Source organism: Xanthobacter sp. NM-59 (genome assembly GCF_021401125.1).
Lineage (GTDB): Bacteria > Pseudomonadota > Alphaproteobacteria > Rhizobiales > Xanthobacteraceae > Xanthobacter.
The window spans coordinates 102179-121810 of the sequence record NZ_JACBFQ010000004.1 but is presented as its reverse complement, the minus strand read 5'-3'; the positions used below and the strand labels follow the sequence as shown (position 1 = coordinate 121810).

Here is a 19632-nt window from a genome sequence, read left to right as displayed (position 1 = left end):
CGCGGACCGGTCCGCAGGAAAGGAAGAGCCATGACCCAGCCGGACATGCGTGAAGCCGACCTCCCCGCCATCGCCGTGGAAGCCCTCCGCGCCCGCCTCGAAAGCGCGGTTTCGGACCTGCCGGACAGTCCCGCGGCGCTGGTGAGCTCCCCCTGGCGCGCGCCCGAATACGGCCTGTTCGTGCATCTGCACGGCCTGGCGCCAGCCGCCTCTCCCCTTGCCCCCCGCCCGCTGGCGGCGGGGCAAGGCACCCGCGGCGCCGGCCAATGGCAGCTGCGGCTGCTGATCGGCGCCTTCGCGCCCGAGGACACGGCGATCCATCGCCTGATGGCGCGCGCGGCCATGACTCTCTCTGCAGAGCCCCTGTTCGACGCAGCAAGCCTCGCGAAGGCCGCGCATCGGCTGAGCTGCGACGAAGGCATCACCGCCGGTCGTATCTGCGAGGCCCATCGCGAGGACCTCTCGCTCGACGACATGACGCGGCTTTGGCGCCGCTTCGCGCCCATGCGCTACAGCCTTTCGGCTGCATGGCGGCTGGATCTCGCCTGAAGGCGGATCCATCCCCCTTTCGGCGGATCCGCCGCGCGCATTGGGGGGTAAGATGACGCAGCCGGCCATTTTGCAATTGATAGGTTGCGCAACTTCCTGCAACCTTTCCCGAGCTCGCCGGCGTATTTGGCGGAATGGTGTTTTCTGGACCGTTGGAGCGACCTCCCAGCTGCGCTCCGGACATCAGGATGGAACCCATGACGACCGCGATTCTCGCCATCGTGACGGTGGCCGCGCTTATTTGGATGCTGCGCGTCGAAGCCCGCCTGCGGGAGATCTTCAACCGGCTCGATCGCCAGCAGGCCCCCGGCCTGAACGATACGGTGCGGGACGGGCTGGAGATTTTCTAGGAGCTCGCCCGCGCACCACGCCCGTGGGCGTTGCTTGGCCGCGCCCGGATTGGGGAAACAGAGCGCAGGCGACGATCGGCCAGCCCGCTGAAGGGCCGAGCATTTGCGCTTGGGCCAGCATTTGCGCTTGGGGACGATTTCGCCAGACGGCAGGCCCGTGCTCTGCCCCCGGGCGCGCGGCGAGGCCCATCCAACCGACCGACGCAGCCCCTCCACAAAAGCGGCCGTTCGTTCGGCGACCCCATTTCCGCTGGCGACCGGCCGCACGACACCATGATCGCAGCGCAGGATGTGGAGCCTTATCGCGCTGGACCGCATGTAGCGAGACGCGACGTCCGCACCGCCAGCCAGATCTGATTCGCCCCGAAAGATCAGGGTGGGTACGGCGCGATCCGCCAGGCGATCGGTGCGACAGGGATCAGGCTCATCACCAGGCGCGTGAATGGAGAACCGATACCGGGGCCCCCTGCAGATGCGGAACCCAGCGAGGCAGCCTTTCCTGGCCGCATGCAAACCCGATGAACGCCGCCGGATGATGACGCCCAGCGCGAGCCCGCTCGCCCCCCCCCCAGCAGACGACTCCGCAGATCCATATTCCTGAAATCGGAGAGAGACCAATGACCGTCGCCGGCGTGTTTTTCAGCAAACGCTGCATAACGGATGAATTCACAATTCAGCCGCGCGCGATTTTTTCTTACCGTCGCCGGTCAGAGGGATAACCATCGCCCAACTGAGAGATGATGATGGGACCAGGCACAGACGGTCTCCACCACATTTTCCGATCGGCTTGCGCACATGCGGCCCACCGGAATCGCGTGCAGCGCGAGGCACGCGGCGATTCTCCACCGGCAAGACCGCGAATCACACGCCGATGCCGCGCGCGATTCGCAGGCCGGCAGCTTCAAGCTCCAGGGAATCTAGGCGCTGCGCCCCTGAGCCCAACATGCGATTTCTGGATTTTGGAAAAGAAACAAGGCCGACTGGCTGTTTGCGGCATTTCCGCAGTCAATGTCGGAGCGCCGTTGTGTGCAGACGGGAACTTTGTCCCTTCGTTCTGCCGGCGCGGCTTCCATCTGGTCATGGAAACCTCTGAAGCCACTGGTCGGAGTGGCAGGATTTGAACCTGCGACCCCCACGTCCCGAACGTGGTGCGCTACCAGACTGCGCTACACTCCGTGGCCAGGGCGATGCCTCTAACATGCCCTTTCCTCCCGATGCAAGTGCCAAGTTGAGCCATGCTCGCTTGAACGGTGGATGGCCCCATGTCATAGGAAGCCGGCCGAAGGGGCGTTCCTTTGCCAGAAGGTGCGACCGTGCGGCATCAACGGCTTGATCATGTGGAGTATGGGCAAATGGCGACGGACGGTTTCGCGAGCGGTCTTCTGAAGGGCAAGCGCGGGCTGATTCTCGGTGTCGCCAACAATCGATCCATCGCCTACGGAATCGCCAAGGCCGCGCGTGCTGCGGGCGCTGAGATCGCCCTCACCTATCAGGGTGAGCCGCTGAAGAAGCGCGTGGAGCCGCTGGCCGCCGAGCTGGGTGGGCACCTTGTCGGCCATTGCGACGTGACCGAGCCCGACACCCTGGACGCGGTGTTCGCGGAAACCGAAAAGCTGTTCGGCAAGCTCGATTTCGTGGTGCACGCCATCGCCTTTTCCAACAAGGACGAGCTCGACGGCCGCTATGTGGACACCACGGCGGACAATTTCACCAAGACCATGTTCATCTCCTGCTATTCCTTCACCGCCATCGCGAAGCGGGCGGAAAAGCTGATGAACGATGGCGGCTCGCTTCTGACCCTCACCTATTACGGCGCCGAGAAGTGGATGCCCCATTACAACGTGATGGGCGTGGCCAAGGCGGCCCTGGAAGCCTCGGTGCGGTATCTTGCCGCCGACCTGGGCCCCAAGGCGATTCGCGTGAATGCCGTTTCCGCTGGCCCCATCAAGACGCTGGCCGCCTCGGGAATCGGTGATTTCCGCTACATCCTGAAGTGGAACGAGCTGAACTCTCCGCTGCGCCGCACCGTCACCACCGACGAGGTGGGCGACACCAGCGTGTACCTCCTTTCGGATTTGTCGCGAGGTGTGACCGGTGAGATCCACCATGTGGACGCCGGATATCATATCGTTGGCATGAAGCATCCCGAGGCGCCGGATCTCGCTCTGGTCAAGGAGTGAGTCGGCCCTCGCGGCGCGCCAACAGGAGACAGATCATGCGGACAGCCCTGCGCCTCGTCCTTGCCGCGCTCGCCACCCCGCTCGCCCTGGGCGCGGCGGCGACCTGCGCCGGCGCGCAGAGCCTGCCCACCCTGGAGCAATACCCGCTCCGGGATCGCGTCTTCGGTCCCGGCGGCGCTTTCTTCCCGAACTATGTGACACCCAGCCAGCCGGGCATTTCCTACATGATCGGCATGGGCCCCGCGGCGCAGCTCCCCAAGGGCGGCATCTTCGCGGCGGGAACGTCCGACTACAATTGCCAGCAGAGCCAGGTGCCCACCATCAAGGTGCTGTCGGCCCCGCCTGGCGCGAAGGTGAGCGTGGCCTACGGCCGCTTCGTCGCCACCGGCATTGATGGCGGCGCCACCAATCTGTGCGTCGGCCATCCGGCCAAGGGCGCCGTGGTGCAGTACAAGGGCCGCCGCGCCCCGGGCCAGACCGTGACCTTGCGCGTGACCTACCCCTCCCTTGGCGCGTGGTACGACCACGTCGTCGCGGTGCCCGCGCGCTGATGACCTGGGCAAAAGCGGCCCCCGCGCCGCGTGTGCAGATGATTCGCCCACTCCGTGGTTCCGCGCGCCCCTGCGAGCAAGCGGCGTCTTCACCGATGGGGCAGCGGCCATGATCTCTTCGACCCACCCGAGGGGCTCCGTCGGGGCGGCCCCGGCTTCCGCCGGCATGAGTCCCGCCTCCGATGAGCGGCACCGCTTTTTTCTGGTCCGCCATGGAGAGACGGACTGGAATGTGGCCGGTCGCCTGCAGGGGCGCCGGGATGTGCCGCTCAACGCGCTCGGCCGCATCCAGGCCGGAAGCGTCGGGCGCGTACTGCATCAGCTCGCCGGACCGCCGGAGGAGCTGGCCTTCATTTCGAGCCCCCTGGTGCGGGCCACCGAGACCATGCGCATTCTGCGCACCAGCCTCGACCTGCCGGCGCATGATTTTTCCACCGACATCCGCTTCGCCGAACTCTCCTTCGGACGCTGGGAGGGCCAGACCTGGCCGGAGCTGCGCCGGCGGGATTTCGACGCCGTGCGCAAGCGTGATCGCGACCCGTGGCGCTTCGTGCCGCCCGAGGGCGAGAGCTATGTGGATCTCTCCCGCCGCGTGACATCCGCGATTTCCGAGCTGCCGGGCGATGCGGTGATCGTCACCCATGGCGGCGTCATTCGCGCGGCGCTGCACGTGCTCGCGGGCATGCCCGCGGAAGAAGCCGCGGTACTGCCGGTGCGCCAGGGCGCCGTCTATGTGGTGTCCGGCGGCCGCTTCGACGTGGCCGACTGAGCGCGAAGCGCACCCCAGCGAGAGTCGCGCGGCACCGATCCCGCACAGCATTGAGCGGAAGGCCCGGCCTGCCGGCGGACGAGCACCCACAACAATGAGTGGTTCGGGCGAAGCGCAGTGCGCGGCGCCGCCCTGGCTTCCGACACCTTCGATTCGCATGGAGGCCATCGCTCCCGCGCGGCCGAGGCCGGGGCGGACCTGCCGCACCTTGGCATTTTTCTTGCTGCGACAACTTGTTCGCGCGTGCGGTGTCGCGAAGGCGACGCTTCCGCTCGGGCCGGGCCCTCGCCCCGCGTTTCCCGCCTGCGTTCTTTCTGCCCTACGCTCTCACATTTCAGGGGATTTCCATGACCGACATGGCCGAGCTGCAAAAGCGCAAGATGCCCCTCAATCTGGCCATCGTGCACGTGGACCCGGATGCCTTCATTGCCAATTACATGCCGTGGCTGGAGATCACGTCCTACATCATGGCCCAGCGCGCCGGTGAGCCGGTGGCCCCGGTGGACGGCAAGACGCCCGCCCTCACGCCCCAGCAGCTTGCGACTGGCGGCGTCCATAATGTGGGAAACGACACGCTGTTCGCCTTCTGCATGACCGCCGCGCTGAAGGGCGACAAAGCCGCCGTGGACAAGGTGGAAGCCGCCCTGATCGAGGCCATGGGCAAGGAATATCCTGGCAATTTCGCCCTGTGGCACTTCCGCTCCCAGATCGACGCGCCGGTGACGCTGGATGATTTCGTGGGCCAGGCGGGCAAGAAAATGCTGCTCGGCGACATCCCGCCCCCGCCGCTGCGCGCCAAGGAGAATTGGAGCGCGGGCCTGCGCTTCTTCGAGAAGGCGCGCAAATCCAATTTCGTGAGCGAAATCATGTATCCGCTGGCCCTGTGGCACCGCGCCAAGTGGAACGAAACCCTGGAAAAGGGCATCGCCTTCCTCAAGCACATCGAGGACACGGTGCCGGTGCTGCGTGACACCCTGGCCGATCCGAAGAACGACCAGGCCTTCATCGCCAACATCCTCCTGAAGAATGCGTTCGCCGTGGATATGGAGCTGACCGAGGAATACGAGGGCTTCCTGCGCTCACTCGCGCGACGGGATTGAGACGGCCGGCCAGCGCGATGGAGCCGATTTTAGGGGCGGATTGCGGCGTCACCGCCCCGCCCCGCAAACGGGGAAGGGGATGGCCGCTTCAAGCCATCCGCCGGGCTGTGGCGCCCCAAGCGTGCGGCAGCCGTGACAGCGCTTGGCGCGAGGTGGACGCCGGCGCGTGTGGGAAAAGCGCAGAAATGCAAAGGGCTAGCGCATTTTCCCGATTTCGCGAAAACAGAAAATGCCCTTGCCGAAGCCTTCCAATCGGTCCGTTCAACTCACCGCAAAAGCCCTCGCCCGCGTTCCCGGCGGTGAGGGGTGCAAGGCGGGCACAAGCTGGGAAGACCAACGGAGGCCGAGGACGAGCCCGGCAGGACAGCCATCGAACCGGCGCCGCCAAGCGCGCGGGCGCTGACCGCGGGCTGCGGAATACCGCAATCGCCCGCGGCGGCCTTCCTCACTCCGACCCGGCCACCTTCTGGCGGTGCAGCACGTGGGGGCGCGAGACCAGGAGCTTGTCGATGCGCCGGCCGTCCATGTCCACGATTTCGAAGCGCCAGCCATGGGCGTGGAACACCGCGCCCTCCTCGGGCAGTTCCTTGATGCGCGAGAGGGCGAAGCCCGCCACCGTGTGGAAGCCCTCGTCCACCGGGAGTTCGACGTCGATCAGCTCCATCAGCTCGTCGATGGGCGTGTCTCCGTCCACCAGGTAGGAGCCGTCCTGGCGCTCCACGATGTGGCGCTCAGTCTGGGTGTCCACGGGCACGGTGGAGGTGATGGCGTCGAGCAAATCGTAGCCTGTCACCACGCCGGCCATGTCGCCATATTCGTCCACGACGATGCCCATGGGCACTTCCGAGCCGCGCAGGATGCGCATGGCCTCCAGCGCGCCCACCGTCTCCACCAGGAAGGGGGCGGGCTGCACGAAATCGCGCGGATCGGGATTCTCGCCCTTCAGATAGGCATCAAGCACGCGCTTGGCCTGGATGACGCCAATGGTCTCCTGCGGCGAGCCCTCGCAGGCGGGCAGGCGCGAATGGGGCGTTTCGAGAAGCTCGGCACGCACTTCGTCCGGGCTCTTGGAAATGTCCACCCACTCCACATCGGTGCGGGGCGTCATGATCGCGGTCACCGGCCGATCCGCCAGCCGCATCACGCCGGAAATCATGCGACGCTCTGCGGGCTCAATGACGCCAGCCGTCTCCGCCTCGGTGATGATGGCGCGAATCTCCTCGTCGGTCACCGCATTGTCGCGGTCGCCCCCCTCGCCCATCAGGCGCAGCACCAGGCGGGTGGAGGCGTCCAGCAGCCACACCGCCGGCGCGGACACCTTGGAAAGGCCGACCATCAGCGGCGCCACCATGCAGGCCAGCCGTTCGGGGTTCTGCAGAGCGAGGCGCTTGGGAATCAGCTCGCCAATCACCAGCGAGACGTAGGTGATGGCCGCCACCACGGCGGTGTAGCCAACTGGCCCGGCAACGCTCGCAGGCATGCCCGCATCACGCAGCGCATCGCCCAGCTGTGAGCCCAGGGCCGCGCCGGAGAAAGCGCCGGCCACGATGCCGATAAGGGTGATGCCGATCTGCACCGTGGAAAGGAATCGGCCCGGCTCGGCGCCAAGGGCCAAGGCTGCGTGGGCGCCGGAGCGCCCGCGCTCCGCCATGGTCTTCAGCCGCGCAGGCCGGGACGAGACAATGGAAAGCTCCGCCGCCGCAAGCACCGCATTCAACAGCACCAGGGCGACAACGATGAGGATTTCAAGGAAAGGCATGGCGGGAAATGAGGCTCCGTCCCCCTCCTCTTATCACTTCTCGCGTGCCATGGCACCTTCAGAGTGACATTAACGCACTATAATACCGCACCTGCGGCGGAGTGGTTTCCAATCTGCGTGATGTCGTCTATGGGGCGGGCGCAGCAGAATAGGTCGGGCCATGTCGTTCAATACCTTCGGGCAGCTTTTTCGCGTCACCACTTTCGGCGAAAGCCACGGGCCGGCCATCGGCTGCGTGGTGGACGGCTGCCCGCCCAATCTGCGCTTCACGGTGGAGGAGGTTCAGGCCGCCCTCGACCGGCGCCGGCCGGGCACCTCGCGCTTCACCACCCAGCGCCGCGAGCCGGATGCGGTGAAGGTGCTCTCCGGCACCCTGGAGCATCCGGAAGGTGGCCTCGTCACCACGGGCACGCCCATCGCCCTTCTCATCGAGAATGTGGACCAGCGCTCCAAGGATTATGCCGACATCGCCGGCGCCTACCGGCCGGGCCATGCCGATTTCACCTATGACATCAAATACGGTATCCGCGACCATCGCGGCGGCGGGCGCTCCTCCGCGCGCGAGACGGCGACGCGGGTGGCGGCCGGCGCCATCGCGGCCAAGGTGCTGCCGGGCGTCACCGTGCGCGCGGCCCTGACCCAGATCGGCGATATCGCCATCGACCGCAGCCGCTGGAACTGGGACGAGGTGGGCAACAACCCCTTCTTCTGCCCGGATGCGGAAACCGTGCCTGCCTGGACCGACTACCTCGACTCCATCCGCAAGGCCGGCTCCTCCGTGGGGGCCGTGGTGGAAGTGGTGGCGGAAGGGGTGCCGGCGGGCCTCGGCGCGCCGCTCTATGGCAAGCTCGACGCGGACCTCGCCGCCGCCCTCATGGGCATCAATGCGGTGAAGGCGGTGGAGATCGGCGAGGGCTTCAACGCCGCCCGCCTCACCGGCGAGGAGAATGCCGACGAGATGCGGCGCGGCAATGAGGGCCACCCGCAATTCCTGGCCAACCATGCAGGCGGTATCCTGGGCGGCATCTCCACCGGGGCGCCCATTGTGGCGCGGTTCGCGGTGAAGCCCACCTCCTCCATCCTCACGCCCCGGCGCACGGTGGACAAGTTCGGCGAAGAGACGGAGCTGTTCACCAAGGGCCGCCACGACCCCTGCGTGGGCATCCGCGCCGTGCCGGTGGGTGAGGCCATGGTGTGGTGCGTGCTCGCCGACCACCTGTTGCGCCATCGCGGCCAGGTGGGCGAAGGCGCCCACTGGCCGTTCACGCGCTGAGGGCTGCGGCGCGGCCCCGCGCGGCGTTGCGCTTCACGGCCACCATGATGGCCGCGTGCACCAGCACCGCCACCGCGAGGCCGAAGAGGTTCTGGGCCAGCGTGCCCGGCACCGCCGCGATGCCGTAGAGACCGAACGGGATGAACAGCACCACAGCGGTGCCGAGGCCGGGATTGTAGCCCTTCAGCCCCACCGCCATGCCCACATGGGCGATGCCGTTCAGCAGGATGAGATAGAGCGCCGCCAGCCCCCAGCCGGGCGCCAGCCAATGGGCCGCATAGAGCGCCAGCAGGTTGATTCCCCACACGCCGGGCAGGTTGATCCACAGCACGTCCGCCACGGTGAGCGCCTCGACCCCGCCGAACACGCGCGCATTGACGAAGGCACGGAAGCGATCGCCCAGATGCTCTTCGACCTGGTGGAGCATATAGACGGGCCCGGCGAGATAGATGATGCGCTCCGCCCCGCCGCCGGTGAAGGGCAGCACCAGCAGCAGCGCCCCGCACATGAAGGCCGCACCGGCGACCCAATGGGCCGCGAGCCACTTTTGCATGACGCCCCTCCGCTTCAGCTTGAGAGTGACGTCGCCGCTCACGGATCGCAAGCCGGGATCGCAAGTGGAGAGCTCGCAAGCCTTGACGCGAGCCGCCGCGCGGGGCTCTCTCAGGCTCTGGGAGCCGGCTGCATCCCCTGCGGCGCCGGCCGGATTTCAGTATGGCTGAATTTCAAGAAATTTTATTGTCACTGAAATTCACCCTGTTATGCTGAGCCCATGAAGCTCGCGGAATGGCTTTCGAGCAATGGAACAAAGCGCAGCGCGTTCGCGCGCAAGGTGGGGCTATCTCCCGCCAGCGTCACCGCTTTGTGCAATGACGAGAGGGCCTGGATCTCCCGCGAGACGGCCGAGAGGATCGCAGAGGCCACCGGCCACGAGGTGACGCCCAACGATTTCCTCGGTCTTCCTCCGCTCAGTCTGCGAGGTTCCGCCGTGACCGACAGTACCCAGGCCCGCGTCCAGGCCGCCATCGAAGCTTTCGCCCGTGGTGAAATCATCGTCGTCACCGATGACGACGACCGTGAGAATGAAGGCGACCTCATCCTCGCCGCCTCACTGGCGACGCCGGAGAAGATGGCTTTCGTCATCCGCAACACGTCCGGCATCGTGTGCGCCCCGCTGCCGCCCTCCGAGGCCAAGCGCCTGCGGCTCGACCCCATGGTGTCGAACAACGACGCGCCGCTGGGCACAGCCTTCACCATCTCCATCGACGTGAAGCACGGCACCACCACCGGCATTTCGGCGGAAGAGCGCACCAACACCGTGCGCGCGCTGGCCAATCCCAACATGGGCGCGGCGGATTTCGTGCGGCCGGGCCATGTGTTCCCGCTTATCGCCAAGGAAGGCGGCGTGCTCATGCGCTCCGGCCATACCGAGGCGGCGGTGGACCTGTGCCGCCTCGCCGGCCTGCCGCCCGTGGGCGTCATCTCCGAGCTGGTGAATGACGACGGCACGGTGAAGCGCGGCCCCCAGGTGGCCGAGTTCGCCGAAACCCACAAGCTCACCAGCATTTCGGTGGCCGACCTCATCGCCTACCGCCAATCCCGCGAGAAGCTGGTGACCCGGGCGGCAGAGTTCCCCGTGCCCACCTGCGTGGGTGAGCTGCAGGGCTATTCCTTCACCACCCCCTTTGATTCGGTGAACCATCTGGCCCTGGTGAAGGGCCGCATCGGCGATGGCGAGAAGGTGCTGGTGCGCCTGCATCGGGCGGACCCCATCGCCGACGCTTTCGCTGGCGGCAAGTCCATCCAGAAGGCGCTGGAGCGCATCGAGGCTGAGGGCCGCGGCGTGCTGGTCTATCTGCGTGACGGCACCGCCGGCGTGCCCCCCTCCGCCTTGGGCGCGGGGGAGAAGACCTCCAGCGAGGTCGAGCGCGATCGCCACTGGCGCGAGGTGGGCCTGGGCGCCCAGATCCTGCGGGATCTCGGCATCGTCTCCATCCGCCTGCTCGCCTCCAAGGCCCGCACCTATGTGGGCCTGGGCGGCTTCGGCATCGAGATCATCGAGACCGAAACCCTCGATCAGTGAGGCAGAAAGACGAGGCCCATGCACAAATGGCGTGCAGGGGCCTCGTCTTCAACTAATTGTGACGACGGCACGACACTCCCTCTTCGGGCCGCAATCCTTCATTCATGCCCCTTTGCGCCGCACCGGCGCAACCAAGGGAGACGGCTAAGCTCTTTTGCACCCGCTCCGATGATGTCAGCATCATCGCGACGACATGTCGCGGATGCCCGACGCAGGGGAGCATGGGTGATGATGACGCGCAGGCTGTGGTACGGATCGTGGCTGCTGGGCCTGGCCCTTGCGGCCCAGGAGGCGCGGCCCGCGGCGGCGGATGACGGGCGCCTGCCGGTGGATGTGGAGTTGGTCCTGGCGGTGGACATCTCCTATTCCATGGACACCGAGGAGCAGGCCCTCCAGCGCGACGGCTATGCCGCTGCCATCACCTCCCCCGAATTCCTGGAAGCCCTGCGACTGGGCCCGAATGGCCGCATCGCGGTCGTCTATGTGGAATGGGCCGGCGAGAGCGAGCAGGACGTGGCGGTGAAGTGGCAGCTCATCGACGGCCCGCAATCCGCCCAGACCTTCGCGGACGCCATCCGCGCCGCGCCGCTGCACCGGGTCTACCGCACCTCCATCTCGGGCGCCCTGCTCTACAGCGCCGACCAGTTCGACCTCAACGGCTTTCGGGGCCTGCGCCGGGTGATCGACATTTCCGGAGACGGCGTGAACAACCAGGGTCCGCCGGTCGTGGTGGCGCGTGACTCGGTGGTGGAGCGCGGCATCACCGTGAACGGCCTGCCGCTGGTCATGAAGCGCGGCTCCGCCGCCGCCGTGGATGCCCCCGAGCTTGATCTCTATTACGAGGATTGCGTCATCGGCGGCCCTGGCGCCTTCGTGATTCCGGTGGAGCATATTTCCGAGTTCGCCCGCGCGGTGAAAACCAAGCTGGTGATGGAGGTGGCCGGCGTGGTGCCGCCGCCGGCGCCCAGCCTCGTGGTGCCCGCCAGCTCGGCCCAGCCGCGGGTGTCCTGCACCATCGGCGAGAAGATGTGGCTCGATCACTGGGCCAATTGAGGCCCGCGACGCCGCCCCCCACGGGCTCAGGCACCTGCGCCGTCCTCCCAGCAAAAAGGGCGCGCTCACGGGCAAGGCTCGTGAACAAGTCTCAGGGGACGAACTCCCGGCCATCCCCTCCCGCGGTGCTGCCAGCAACGCACGGGCCACATCCTGCGCGATGGCATGGTCTCCGGCGCTTTTGGGGCGAGGAAAGCCACCCGGCGCAGTCAGCTGACGCGTTTCGCCCACCCCGCAAACGGGGAAATGCCCTAGTAGCGGTTCAGAGAGAATGATCTAAAGTCGGCCCGGACGAGCTGTCGACGGCGCGTTCGCGGGCATCGGGCGAAGGTCGTGAAGAGCAGGTGGTCATGAGGCACAAGGCAAGCCAGGGCAGCGCCCCGCGGGAGGAAGCCTCTCCCCTCGCGGCCGAGTGTGCTCCGCCTGGGCTCCATGGCGCGAATTCCTCCTATCTGCACGCAATAATCGAGCGTCGGCTCGGCCAGCTGGTGCCGCCGACGGCCCTCCACCCGGGGGCCCTGCATGCCGCCATGCGCGACATTCTGCTCAGCCCGGGCAAGAGGCTGGCGCCCCTGCTCGCCATCGCCGCCGCCCTTCAGCTCGACATGTCCGAGCACGCGGTGCTCGACTTGGGCTGTGCGCTGGAGATGGTCGACGCGGCCTCCCGCTTCATGGACACCCTGCCCCGCAACAACCACGCCGCAAGACTCCAGTCGCAGCCTGCCGGCGTTGGGCACTGTGGGGATGATGTGGCCCTTCTGGCCGCCATCTCCCTGCTCTCGCGCGCCTTTGGCGTGGTGGCGGATGCGCCCGGCGTGGACGAATGCGTGCGGCTCCAGGCGGGGACCTCCCTGTCCCTGGCGGTTGGCTCCCTCGGCCTGTGCGGCGTGCGCTTTGACGATCTGCGCCCGACCGGCCACCCGGCACCAACCGGGGATGAGGTCAGCCGGCGCACGAGCAGCCTTCTGTTCCCCCTCGCCGCCGAGTTCGCCGGCCGGGTGGCGCGGCTGGAGGAGGAGCGGCTGGCCCACCTCATCTTTTTCGCCAGCCATGTGGGGCATGCGTATCACCTGCTCGACGCCACGCGCGATGCTTCTGCCCCCCGCGCCCCTCTGCGCGCGGCGCGCACCCGCGAGCTGCTGGCCGAGCATGTGATGGGCGCCGGCGACGCCTCGCGGCGCCTCGGCCCCAATGACGAAGGCCACGAGCCCCTGCGCCTGTTCCTGCGCTCTGCCTTCGGCGACGTGGTGGAGGCCAGGCCATGCTGAGCCGGCCGTGAGCGCGCCCATGCCCCCCTCGCACCTGCGCCTCGTGCAGCCACCGGAGCCCCCGCCGGCCGGTCCGCCGCCTGCGGCGGGCGAAGAACCCGCGCTCGCGGTGACCGGGCTCGATGCCGGTTACGGGCGACTTCGGGTGCTGCACAACGTGGACCTGACCGTGCCGGCGGGCTGCATTACGGTGCTGATGGGCCCCGGCGGAGCGGGCAAGTCCACCCTGGTGCGTGCCATCTGCGGCCGCCTGCCGGCGCGCGCCGGGCAGGTGCGGATCTGCGGTGTTCCCGTCACCCGCGCCGAGGCGCGGGGGAAAATCGGCCTCGTGCCGCAGGACATCGCCCTCTACCCTACACTCACGATCGCCGAAAACCTCTCCATCTTCGCCGAGCTCTCGGGCCTGGGCCTGAGAGAGGTCCGCGAGAGCGTGACCCAGGCCCTGGACCGCACCGGAACCGCCGCGCGGCAGGACCAGCGCATTGATCGCCTTTCCGAAGAGTGGCAACGGCGCGCCAATCTCGCAGCGGCTTTGGTGGGGCGCCCGCGCCTGTTGCTGCTCGACGAGCTCACCGCCGGCATGGATGCCCTCGGGCGCGAGGATCTGGTGAGCCTGCTGCGAACCCTCGCGGGCGAAGGGCTGGGCGTGCTGCTGATCACCCAGGATTTCGAGCTCGCCGAGCGGGTGGCGGAACGCGTCGCCATTCTCAAGGCCGGACGACTGGCCCTGGAAGGCGCCGTACGCACCCTCGCCGCACAGGATTTCGCGCACCGGCGGCTGGTGGAGCTCGCCTTCAGCACCCCGCCCTCGCAGCTTCAGGCGGGGTTCCTTTCGGCCTTGGGCTTCACGTTGGAAGGGGCGCATGCGCACGGCCTCATTTCCGATTCCCCACGGGCGGTGAGCGAGCTGCTGTCGCGCCTGGATTCCCTGGGCCTGCCGCCGCGCGCGCTCACCTTGAGGACCGCAGGGCTTGCCGCCATCTACGGCGCCATCACCGGTCGGGACGCGTGATGGGCGCGGTGATGGGCGCCATGGCGCTGTCTTTCTTGCGTGATCGCGGCGCGCTGATCACGACCTTCGTTCTGCCGCCGCTGCTGTTCCTGCTGTTCGCCGCCATCTTTGCGGAGAGCGCCGGCGGTGCCGGTTCCCTCTCGGTGGCCGCCGCCCGCCTCACCGACGCCCCTACCGCTGCTGCCGTCCTCGACGCACTGGCGGCCACCCCCGGCACCCGCCTGACCCTCCTCACGGGCCCTGACGCCGCCGCGAAGGTCGAGGCCCAGGTGCACGCGGGTGGCGTGGATGTGGGCCTGGTGGTGCGGGATGACCCTGCCGTGGCTACGCCGGAGCCGCCCTTTCTGGTCATTACCGATCCCGGACGCGCGCTGGCGGGCGCCGTGCTGATGGGGCGCATCCACACCGTGTTCGACGCCGCGTTTCGTGCCGCCACACTGTCGCGCGCGGCCATGCAGATTGAGGAGCTGGCGGGCCCCTTCAGCAGTGAGCAGACACGGCGCCTGAAGGAGGCCATGGCCCGCGCGCCCGAACGGGCCGCCAACGGCGGCGGCGCGCTGATCGCCAACCAGGCGGTGTCACGCGCGCCGGCGCAGCCCGGCGTCATCTATTATGCCGCCGCCATCACCCTGCTGTTCCTGCTGGTCGCGGCCCTGCGGGGGGCCGCGAGCCTGGTGGAAGAGCGCCGCTGCGGGGTGTTCGACCGTGTGCTCATGGCACCAGGCGGCCTCGGCGCGCTGCTGTTGGGCAAGTTCGCGTTTCTGGTGCTCCAGGGGCTCGCCCTGGCGGTCGTGCTGTTCACGGTGGCGCAGCTGGTCCACGGGGTGGGCGTCACCGCCCACCTGTCGGCCTTTCTGCTGGTGTCCCTCGCCTGTGCGGCAGCGGCGGCCGGGGTGGCGCTCGCGCTGGCGGCGGCCTGCCGCACCCGGCAACAGGTCCGCGCCCTTTCGACGATCCTGGTGCTGCTCTTCTCCGTGGCCGGAGGCGCCATCGCCCCGCGCGTCCTCATGCCCGACTGGCTGCAGCGCCTGGGACAGCTGACCCCGACAGCCTGGGGCATCGAGGCCTATCAGGATGCCCTGTGGCGCGGCGCGGCTCCGGAAGTGCTCGTCTTGCCGCTTTCGGTGCTGCTGGCGTTCGCGCTGGCGGGTGGTCTTGCCGCGGTTTGGCTGACCCACCGCGCAGCACGGATGTTTTAAGGCAGGCCCAGCCCGCCGGAGCCCATCCGTGAACCCGCGAAATCGCCTCGCGCGGCCATCCCCACGCCCTTCGCGACAGCATCCCTTTCGAGGGCACGCCTCGGCAGTCGCCCGAGCGCACGCCCAACCAAGCCCCGCCCACGGCGACACGAGGGCCCCGCCCGGCACCACCCCCAGCCCATGACATGGATGCCGGGGTGCGTGATACGCGCAGCGAAAGGGCCGGCCCGACAGAGCACCTCTCCCGCGACTGCAAACACAGCCGTTCAGGTAGGCACCCGCTCGGGCAGCGGCTCAGGGCCAAGGATGAGGTGACGGGGTGACCAGCCTATCTGCGGCCCGCTTGTCTGCGTCGGGGCCTCGAGGCATTGCGGCGTGGTTGACCACAGCGACCAGCCGGCAGAAACCCGCGCGCCACTGAACGCGGGGGAAATTCGGCGCACTCGCCAACTCGCCGCGCCAACGGGGGGCCCTGCCCCCGCTTCAAAAGGCCTCCGCGTAGCTCACCCCCGCGTCGGCCCAAAACAAAACCGCCGGTGGCACGAGCCACCGGCGGGAAAACGACGGTCAGCCGCCGAACAATTTACGCTGCCACCAGCCCGAGCGCGGCTTTGCCGAAGGCGTATCCGCGGGAGGGGCAGCCGGCGTTTCAGTGGAAGGCTCGCCGGCCAAGGGCTCCGCAGCCGGAGCCACCTCTTCCGTCTTGCCTGCGTCCGCGGGCTCACCTGGTTCAGCCTTGGCCTCCACGGCCGGCTCGGACGCGATGGCCGGCGCCTCGGAGGCGGGCGCAGCCTCGCCCTCCCCGGCAATCGGCTCGGCATCCTCAGTCTTCGCCACCGCAGGAGCCTTCTCGCGCACCGTCGAGCGACGGCGACGGCGGCCGGTTTCGGGCTCCGCAGGCTCGCTGGCAGCCGGTGCGGCCTCAGCGGCAACGACTTCAGGAGCCTCCACGACCGGCGCGGTCACGGGCTCGGCTTCAGCCGCTGCTGCCACCGGCTCGGCGACCGGAGCGGGCTGTTCCTCTTCCCCTTCGCCGGCAGTCTCATCAGCGGTGAGTTCACCCTCACCCGCTTCACCCTCCGCGGCACCGTCCTCACCATCCCGCTCGCGGCGATTGCGGCGGCCGCCCCGGCGGCCGCGGCGACGGCGGCGCCGATCATTGGCGTCATCCTCGCCCGACTCGTCCTCGGACACCGGCTCCTCTTCGCCCTCGGCCTCCTCGGCCTCGGCGGAGACTTCCTCTTCGTCCTCGCCATCGGCCTCCGACTCGCGGGTCTCGTCCCGCTCACCCGGGCGCCGCCGGCGGCGGCGGCGACGACGACGACGATTGTTCTCGTCGGCCTTGTCGGCCGCATCGCCCTCGGCGTCGGCCTCCAAGGTCTCATCGACCTCGTCTTCCTCCTCCTCGACGAATGCCTCATCGGGAGCGATGGAATCGGGGTGCACCACCGGAGCCGCGCGCGGCGCGGGCGCAGGCGGAGCGGCGAGGTCGCCCTTGTCGATGATGAACGGCTGGTGGCCGGTCACCGTCTCGTCTGCCTCGATGGTCAAGGTGACGTTGAAGCGCTCTTCCAGGTCGCGCAGGTGAGCGCGCTTGTGGTTGAGCACATAGAGCGCCACCTCGGCCCGGGTGCGGGCGATGAGATTATTGGAAGCCGAGCGCAACAGCTGCTCTTCCAGAGCGCGCAGGAGCTGGAGCGAGACCGAGGCCGCCGAGCGCACATGACCGGTGCCACCGCAATGGGGGCACACCTCGATGGAGCTTTCCAGCACGCCGGTGCGGATGCGCTGGCGCGACATTTCGAGCAGGCCGAAATGGGAGATGCGGCCGATCTGGATGCGCGCCCGGTCGTTCTTCAGGCAATCCTTGAGCTTGCGCTCGACCGCCCGGTTATTGCGCTTCTCCTCCATGTCGATGAAGTCGATGACGATCAGGCCCGCGAGGTCGCGCAGCCGCAGCTGGCGCGCGATTTCCTCGGCGGCTTCCACGTTCGTCTTGAGCGCGGTGTCCTCGATATGGTGCTCGCGGGTGGCGCGGCCGGAGTTCACGTCGATGGAGACCAGCGCCTCCGTCGGGTTGATGACAATGTAGCCGCCGCTCTTGAGCTGAACCACCGGGGAGAACATGGCGTCGAGCTGCTGCTCCACCCCGTAACGGGCGAAGATGGGCTGCGGCTCACGATAGGGCAGGACCGCCTTGGCATGGCTCGGCATGAGCATGCGCATGAAGTCCTTGGCCTCCTTGTAGCCGTCCTCGCCGGCCACCTGCACCTCGTCGATGTCCTTGTTGTAGAGGTCGCGGATGGCCCGCTTGATGAGCGATCCCTCCTCATAGACAAGGCTCGGCGCGGCGGACGACAACGTGAGCTCGCGCACCGTCTCCCACAGACGCAGGAGATATTCGAAGTCGCGCTTGATCTCGGTCTTGGTGCGGTTGGCGCCGGCGGTGCGCAGGATGATGCCCATCCCCTCCGGCACCTCCAGGTCCTGCACCACTTCCTTCAGGCGCTTGCGGTCCACGGCATTGGTGATCTTGCGGGAGATGCCGCCGCCCCGGGCGGTGTTGGGCATCAGCACCGAATAGCGGCCGGCGAGGGACAGATAGGTGGTGAGAGCCGCGCCCTTATTGCCGCGCTCTTCCTTCACCACCTGCACCAGCATCACCTGGCGACGGCGGATGACCTCCTGGATCTTATAGGTACGGGCGCGACGCTGGGGCGCGCGCTCGGGCACCTCCTCGAGGGCGTCCTCGTCGGAGCCCAGGTGCTCGATTTCCTCTTCCTCGTCGATCTGGTCGACGTCGCCGTCGTCCTCGTCCTCTTCCTCGTCGTCCTGGGGCTGGCGGGCCTCGGCGGGGGCGTCCTCGTCCTCAGGCAGGATGGGAGCGGGCTGGACCTCACCCTCCTCGGCCTCATGACGGCGCTCGGCCTCCTCGGCGTGAGCCTCAAGGGCGACCACCTGCTGTGCGGGCGCCGGCAGCGCGGTGCCCAGCGCAGCCTCGGCCGCAGCCTCCTCGCGCTCCTCTTCCGCCTCTGCGGCTTCCGCCGTGGCGAGCAGCGCGGTCACCGTATCCACATGCGCGTGCACGGGAGCGGCCTCCGCCGGCGCCTCGGACGGCTCTTCAGCGGGCTTGGCCTCGGGCGCGCTTTCAGCTTCGGCGGCGACGGGGGCATCAGCCGACGCCTCATCTACAGGCGCGTTCTCGACCGGCTCGACCGCAGTCGCCGGCTCGGCATCAACGGCGGAATCGGGCTCCGCAGCGGAAACGGCAGCCGCCTCCACGCCTTCAGCCGCCGGCTCGGCGGTCGCGGCTTCCGGAGCGGCGGCGGCATCGGCCTCCTCCACCTCTTCGCTGACGGCGGCATCGGCGCGGCTCTTGCGCGACCGGCCGCGCTCGCGGCGCTTCTCGCGCATGTCGGCCTCATCCTCGGCGAGGCGCGCGGCGCGCTCCTCCTCCTCGATCAGCGCCAGGCGGTCGGCGACCGGGATCTGGTAGTAATCGGGGTGGATCTCGCTGAAGGCGAGGAAGCCGTGGCGGTTGCCGCCATATTCGATGAACGCGGCCTGGAGCGAGGGCTCCACGCGCGTGACCTTGGCCAGATAGATGTTGCCCCGCAGCTGCTTGCGGGTGGCGGACTCATAGTCGAATTCTTCGACCCTGTTCCCGCGCACGACCACGACCCGGGTTTCCTCCGGGTGGGTCGCATCGATGAGCATCTTGTTCGCCATTGAATTCTCTCTTCACGGCGCCGGAGCCACAGCTCCGCCACAGGCGCCGGGAGGTGTCGCAGACCCCCGCCGGAACGCCGTTCGAACGCCGGATGTGATGACGGAAAGAGTCAGAGGATCGGTCGCGCCGGGGCGTGTCGTTCACACCCTCGACGTCGGGGCACACTCTGGCGCGGCGAACGCGCCGGTCGTGCGGATAAAAGTCCATGCCCTCGGCTACCCGGTCCTCGATGAAAGGTCCAACCGGCCCCGGAGCCAAGGCCCCGATCCGGCTACGGCACACGCCCGCCCGATTCTCCAGAACGTTCCTCGAAGGCATGTTTCGGAAGGGTCGCCGGGACCGCCGCTCGAAATGCCGCCGGCTCTCCTTGCTGGCGCGCTGCGCCGAAAGAGAGCGACCGACGACGAGGAGTGGGCCACTAAGGCCGGAAAGCGCGCTGCACCAGGGCCACGCGTACTTCCGGGCCTGAAGAGGAACACCCGCGGCAGCCGCGGCAGCCGGTGGCCGAAGAGCCTGGTCCGGAACGCGAACTGTGTACGCGCCTTTTGTAGACGCCCTCATTCCCGCTTGGCAAGGTTTATGCGTGTGCCGACGGTCCCTCGCAGCGGGACGCCAGGGCGCGACGGCTTGCCGACACAGCACTTCACCCGTGTCGCGACCACGACGCCGCAGGCGCTATCCCCAGCCGGCGGCGAGGTGTCAACCAAAGGTTAACGCACCTGCCCCTATCCGTTAAGGACGTGCGGCGCGGGCCCC

The 19632-nt window shown here is 68.1% G+C and carries 14 protein-coding genes, 1 tRNA gene and 1 pseudogene; 12 read left to right on the top strand and 4 right to left on the bottom strand.

Annotated features, from left to right (window positions below; translation table 11 throughout):
* Nucleotides 1-30 precede the first annotated feature (30 nt).
* Both L0966_RS10070 and L0966_RS10065 read left to right on the top strand, forming a co-directional pair.
* Nucleotides 31-549: a hypothetical protein gene (locus L0966_RS10070; RefSeq protein WP_234051772.1), complete on the top strand. Its 519-nt coding sequence runs from the start codon at nucleotides 31-33 to the stop codon at nucleotides 547-549.
* A gap of 197 nt (nucleotides 550-746) precedes the next feature.
* Complete coding sequence (locus tag L0966_RS10065) at nucleotides 747-899, top strand: hypothetical protein (RefSeq protein WP_234051771.1); 153 nt, start codon at nucleotides 747-749, stop codon at nucleotides 897-899.
* 1099 nt (nucleotides 900-1998) lie between these two features.
* Here the strand turns inward: L0966_RS10065 and L0966_RS10060 are convergent.
* Nucleotides 1999-2075: transfer RNA gene (locus tag L0966_RS10060), tRNA-Pro, on the bottom strand.
* Nucleotides 2076-2251: 176 nt separating this feature from the next.
* Between L0966_RS10060 and fabI the strand changes: the two genes are divergently transcribed.
* The 4 genes from fabI (at nucleotide 2252) to L0966_RS10040 (ending at nucleotide 5499) form a co-directional block, all read left to right on the top strand.
* Nucleotides 2252-3079 (top strand): enoyl-ACP reductase FabI, encoded by an 828-nt coding sequence (gene fabI, locus L0966_RS10055; RefSeq protein ID WP_234051770.1) that lies wholly within the window; start codon nucleotides 2252-2254, stop codon nucleotides 3077-3079.
* 35 nt (nucleotides 3080-3114) lie between these two features.
* The gene (locus L0966_RS10050; RefSeq protein ID WP_234051769.1) at nucleotides 3115-3630 is read left to right on the top strand and encodes a hypothetical protein; all 516 of its coding nucleotides are present in this window, start codon (nucleotides 3115-3117) and stop codon (nucleotides 3628-3630) included.
* Nucleotides 3631-3796: 166 nt separating this feature from the next.
* A complete protein-coding gene (locus L0966_RS10045; protein ID WP_234051768.1) occupies nucleotides 3797-4399 on the top strand; it encodes a histidine phosphatase family protein in 603 nt (200 codons plus the stop codon).
* A gap of 347 nt (nucleotides 4400-4746) precedes the next feature.
* Complete coding sequence (locus L0966_RS10040) at nucleotides 4747-5499, top strand: hypothetical protein (protein WP_234051767.1); 753 nt, start codon at nucleotides 4747-4749, stop codon at nucleotides 5497-5499.
* A gap of 445 nt (nucleotides 5500-5944) precedes the next feature.
* On the opposite strand, the gene L0966_RS10035 is transcribed toward L0966_RS10040, so the two are convergent.
* Nucleotides 5945-7258: a hemolysin family protein gene (locus L0966_RS10035; RefSeq protein WP_234051766.1), complete on the bottom strand. Its 1314-nt coding sequence runs from the start codon at nucleotides 7256-7258 to the stop codon at nucleotides 5945-5947.
* Nucleotides 7259-7418: 160 nt separating this feature from the next.
* Here L0966_RS10035 and aroC point away from each other — a divergent pair, with 160 nt between their 5' ends.
* The gene (gene aroC / locus L0966_RS10030) at nucleotides 7419-8531 is read left to right on the top strand and encodes a chorismate synthase (RefSeq protein ID WP_234051765.1); all 1113 of its coding nucleotides are present in this window, start codon (nucleotides 7419-7421) and stop codon (nucleotides 8529-8531) included.
* Here the strand turns inward: aroC and L0966_RS10025 are convergent.
* Entirely contained in the window at nucleotides 8521-9084 is a 564-nt protein-coding gene (locus tag L0966_RS10025) for an HXXEE domain-containing protein (RefSeq protein WP_234051764.1), read from the bottom strand. The two genes, aroC and L0966_RS10025, sit on opposite strands and share 11 nt — an antisense overlap.
* Nucleotides 9085-9303: 219 nt before the next feature.
* On the opposite strand from L0966_RS10025, the gene ribB reads away from it, so the two are divergent.
* The 5 genes and pseudogenes from ribB (at nucleotide 9304) to L0966_RS10000 (ending at nucleotide 15146) form a co-directional block, all read left to right on the top strand.
* Nucleotides 9304-10614, top strand: a complete 1311-nt coding sequence (gene ribB, locus L0966_RS10020; protein WP_234051763.1) for a 3,4-dihydroxy-2-butanone-4-phosphate synthase — start codon at nucleotides 9304-9306, stop codon at nucleotides 10612-10614.
* Between the two features lie 228 nt (nucleotides 10615-10842).
* Entirely contained in the window at nucleotides 10843-11667 is an 825-nt protein-coding gene (locus L0966_RS10015) for a DUF1194 domain-containing protein (protein ID WP_234051762.1), read from the top strand.
* A gap of 350 nt (nucleotides 11668-12017) precedes the next feature.
* Nucleotides 12018-12752 (top strand): annotated as a pseudogene (locus L0966_RS10010) (polyprenyl synthetase family protein); the annotation flags it as partial.
* 202 nt (nucleotides 12753-12954) lie between these two features.
* Nucleotides 12955-13947 carry an ABC transporter ATP-binding protein gene (locus L0966_RS10005; RefSeq protein ID WP_234051760.1) on the top strand — a complete coding sequence of 331 codons (993 nt, stop codon included), beginning with the start codon at nucleotides 12955-12957 and terminating at the stop codon, nucleotides 13945-13947.
* A gap of 20 nt (nucleotides 13948-13967) precedes the next feature.
* Nucleotides 13968-15146, top strand: a complete 1179-nt coding sequence (locus L0966_RS10000; protein WP_234051759.1) for an ABC transporter permease — start codon at nucleotides 13968-13970, stop codon at nucleotides 15144-15146.
* 567 nt (nucleotides 15147-15713) lie between these two features.
* On the opposite strand, the gene L0966_RS09995 is transcribed toward L0966_RS10000, so the two are convergent.
* On the bottom strand, nucleotides 15714-18875 hold the full coding sequence (locus tag L0966_RS09995) for a ribonuclease E/G (RefSeq protein WP_234051758.1): 3162 nt from the start codon (nucleotides 18873-18875) through the stop codon (nucleotides 15714-15716).
* Nucleotides 18876-19632: the final 757 nt, after the last annotated feature.

Coding starts and splice junctions, on each gene's coding strand:
- L0966_RS10070 (WP_234051772.1), top strand. CDS start 31: ATGACCCAGCCGGACATGCGTGAAGCCGACCTCCCCGCCATCGCCGTG.
- L0966_RS10065 (WP_234051771.1), top strand. CDS start 747: ATGACGACCGCGATTCTCGCCATCGTGACGGTGGCCGCGCTTATTTGG.
- fabI (WP_234051770.1), top strand. CDS start 2,252: ATGGCGACGGACGGTTTCGCGAGCGGTCTTCTGAAGGGCAAGCGCGGG.
- L0966_RS10050 (WP_234051769.1), top strand. CDS start 3,115: ATGCGGACAGCCCTGCGCCTCGTCCTTGCCGCGCTCGCCACCCCGCTC.
- L0966_RS10045 (WP_234051768.1), top strand. CDS start 3,797: ATGAGTCCCGCCTCCGATGAGCGGCACCGCTTTTTTCTGGTCCGCCAT.
- L0966_RS10040 (WP_234051767.1), top strand. CDS start 4,747: ATGACCGACATGGCCGAGCTGCAAAAGCGCAAGATGCCCCTCAATCTG.
- L0966_RS10035 (WP_234051766.1), bottom strand. CDS start 7,258: ATGCCTTTCCTTGAAATCCTCATCGTTGTCGCCCTGGTGCTGTTGAAT.
- aroC (WP_234051765.1), top strand. CDS start 7,419: ATGTCGTTCAATACCTTCGGGCAGCTTTTTCGCGTCACCACTTTCGGC.
- L0966_RS10025 (WP_234051764.1), bottom strand. CDS start 9,084: ATGCAAAAGTGGCTCGCGGCCCATTGGGTCGCCGGTGCGGCCTTCATG.
- ribB (WP_234051763.1), top strand. CDS start 9,304: ATGAAGCTCGCGGAATGGCTTTCGAGCAATGGAACAAAGCGCAGCGCG.
- L0966_RS10015 (WP_234051762.1), top strand. CDS start 10,843: ATGATGACGCGCAGGCTGTGGTACGGATCGTGGCTGCTGGGCCTGGCC.
- L0966_RS10005 (WP_234051760.1), top strand. CDS start 12,955: ATGCCCCCCTCGCACCTGCGCCTCGTGCAGCCACCGGAGCCCCCGCCG.
- L0966_RS10000 (WP_234051759.1), top strand. CDS start 13,968: ATGGCGCTGTCTTTCTTGCGTGATCGCGGCGCGCTGATCACGACCTTC.
- L0966_RS09995 (WP_234051758.1), bottom strand. CDS start 18,875: ATGGCGAACAAGATGCTCATCGATGCGACCCACCCGGAGGAAACCCGG.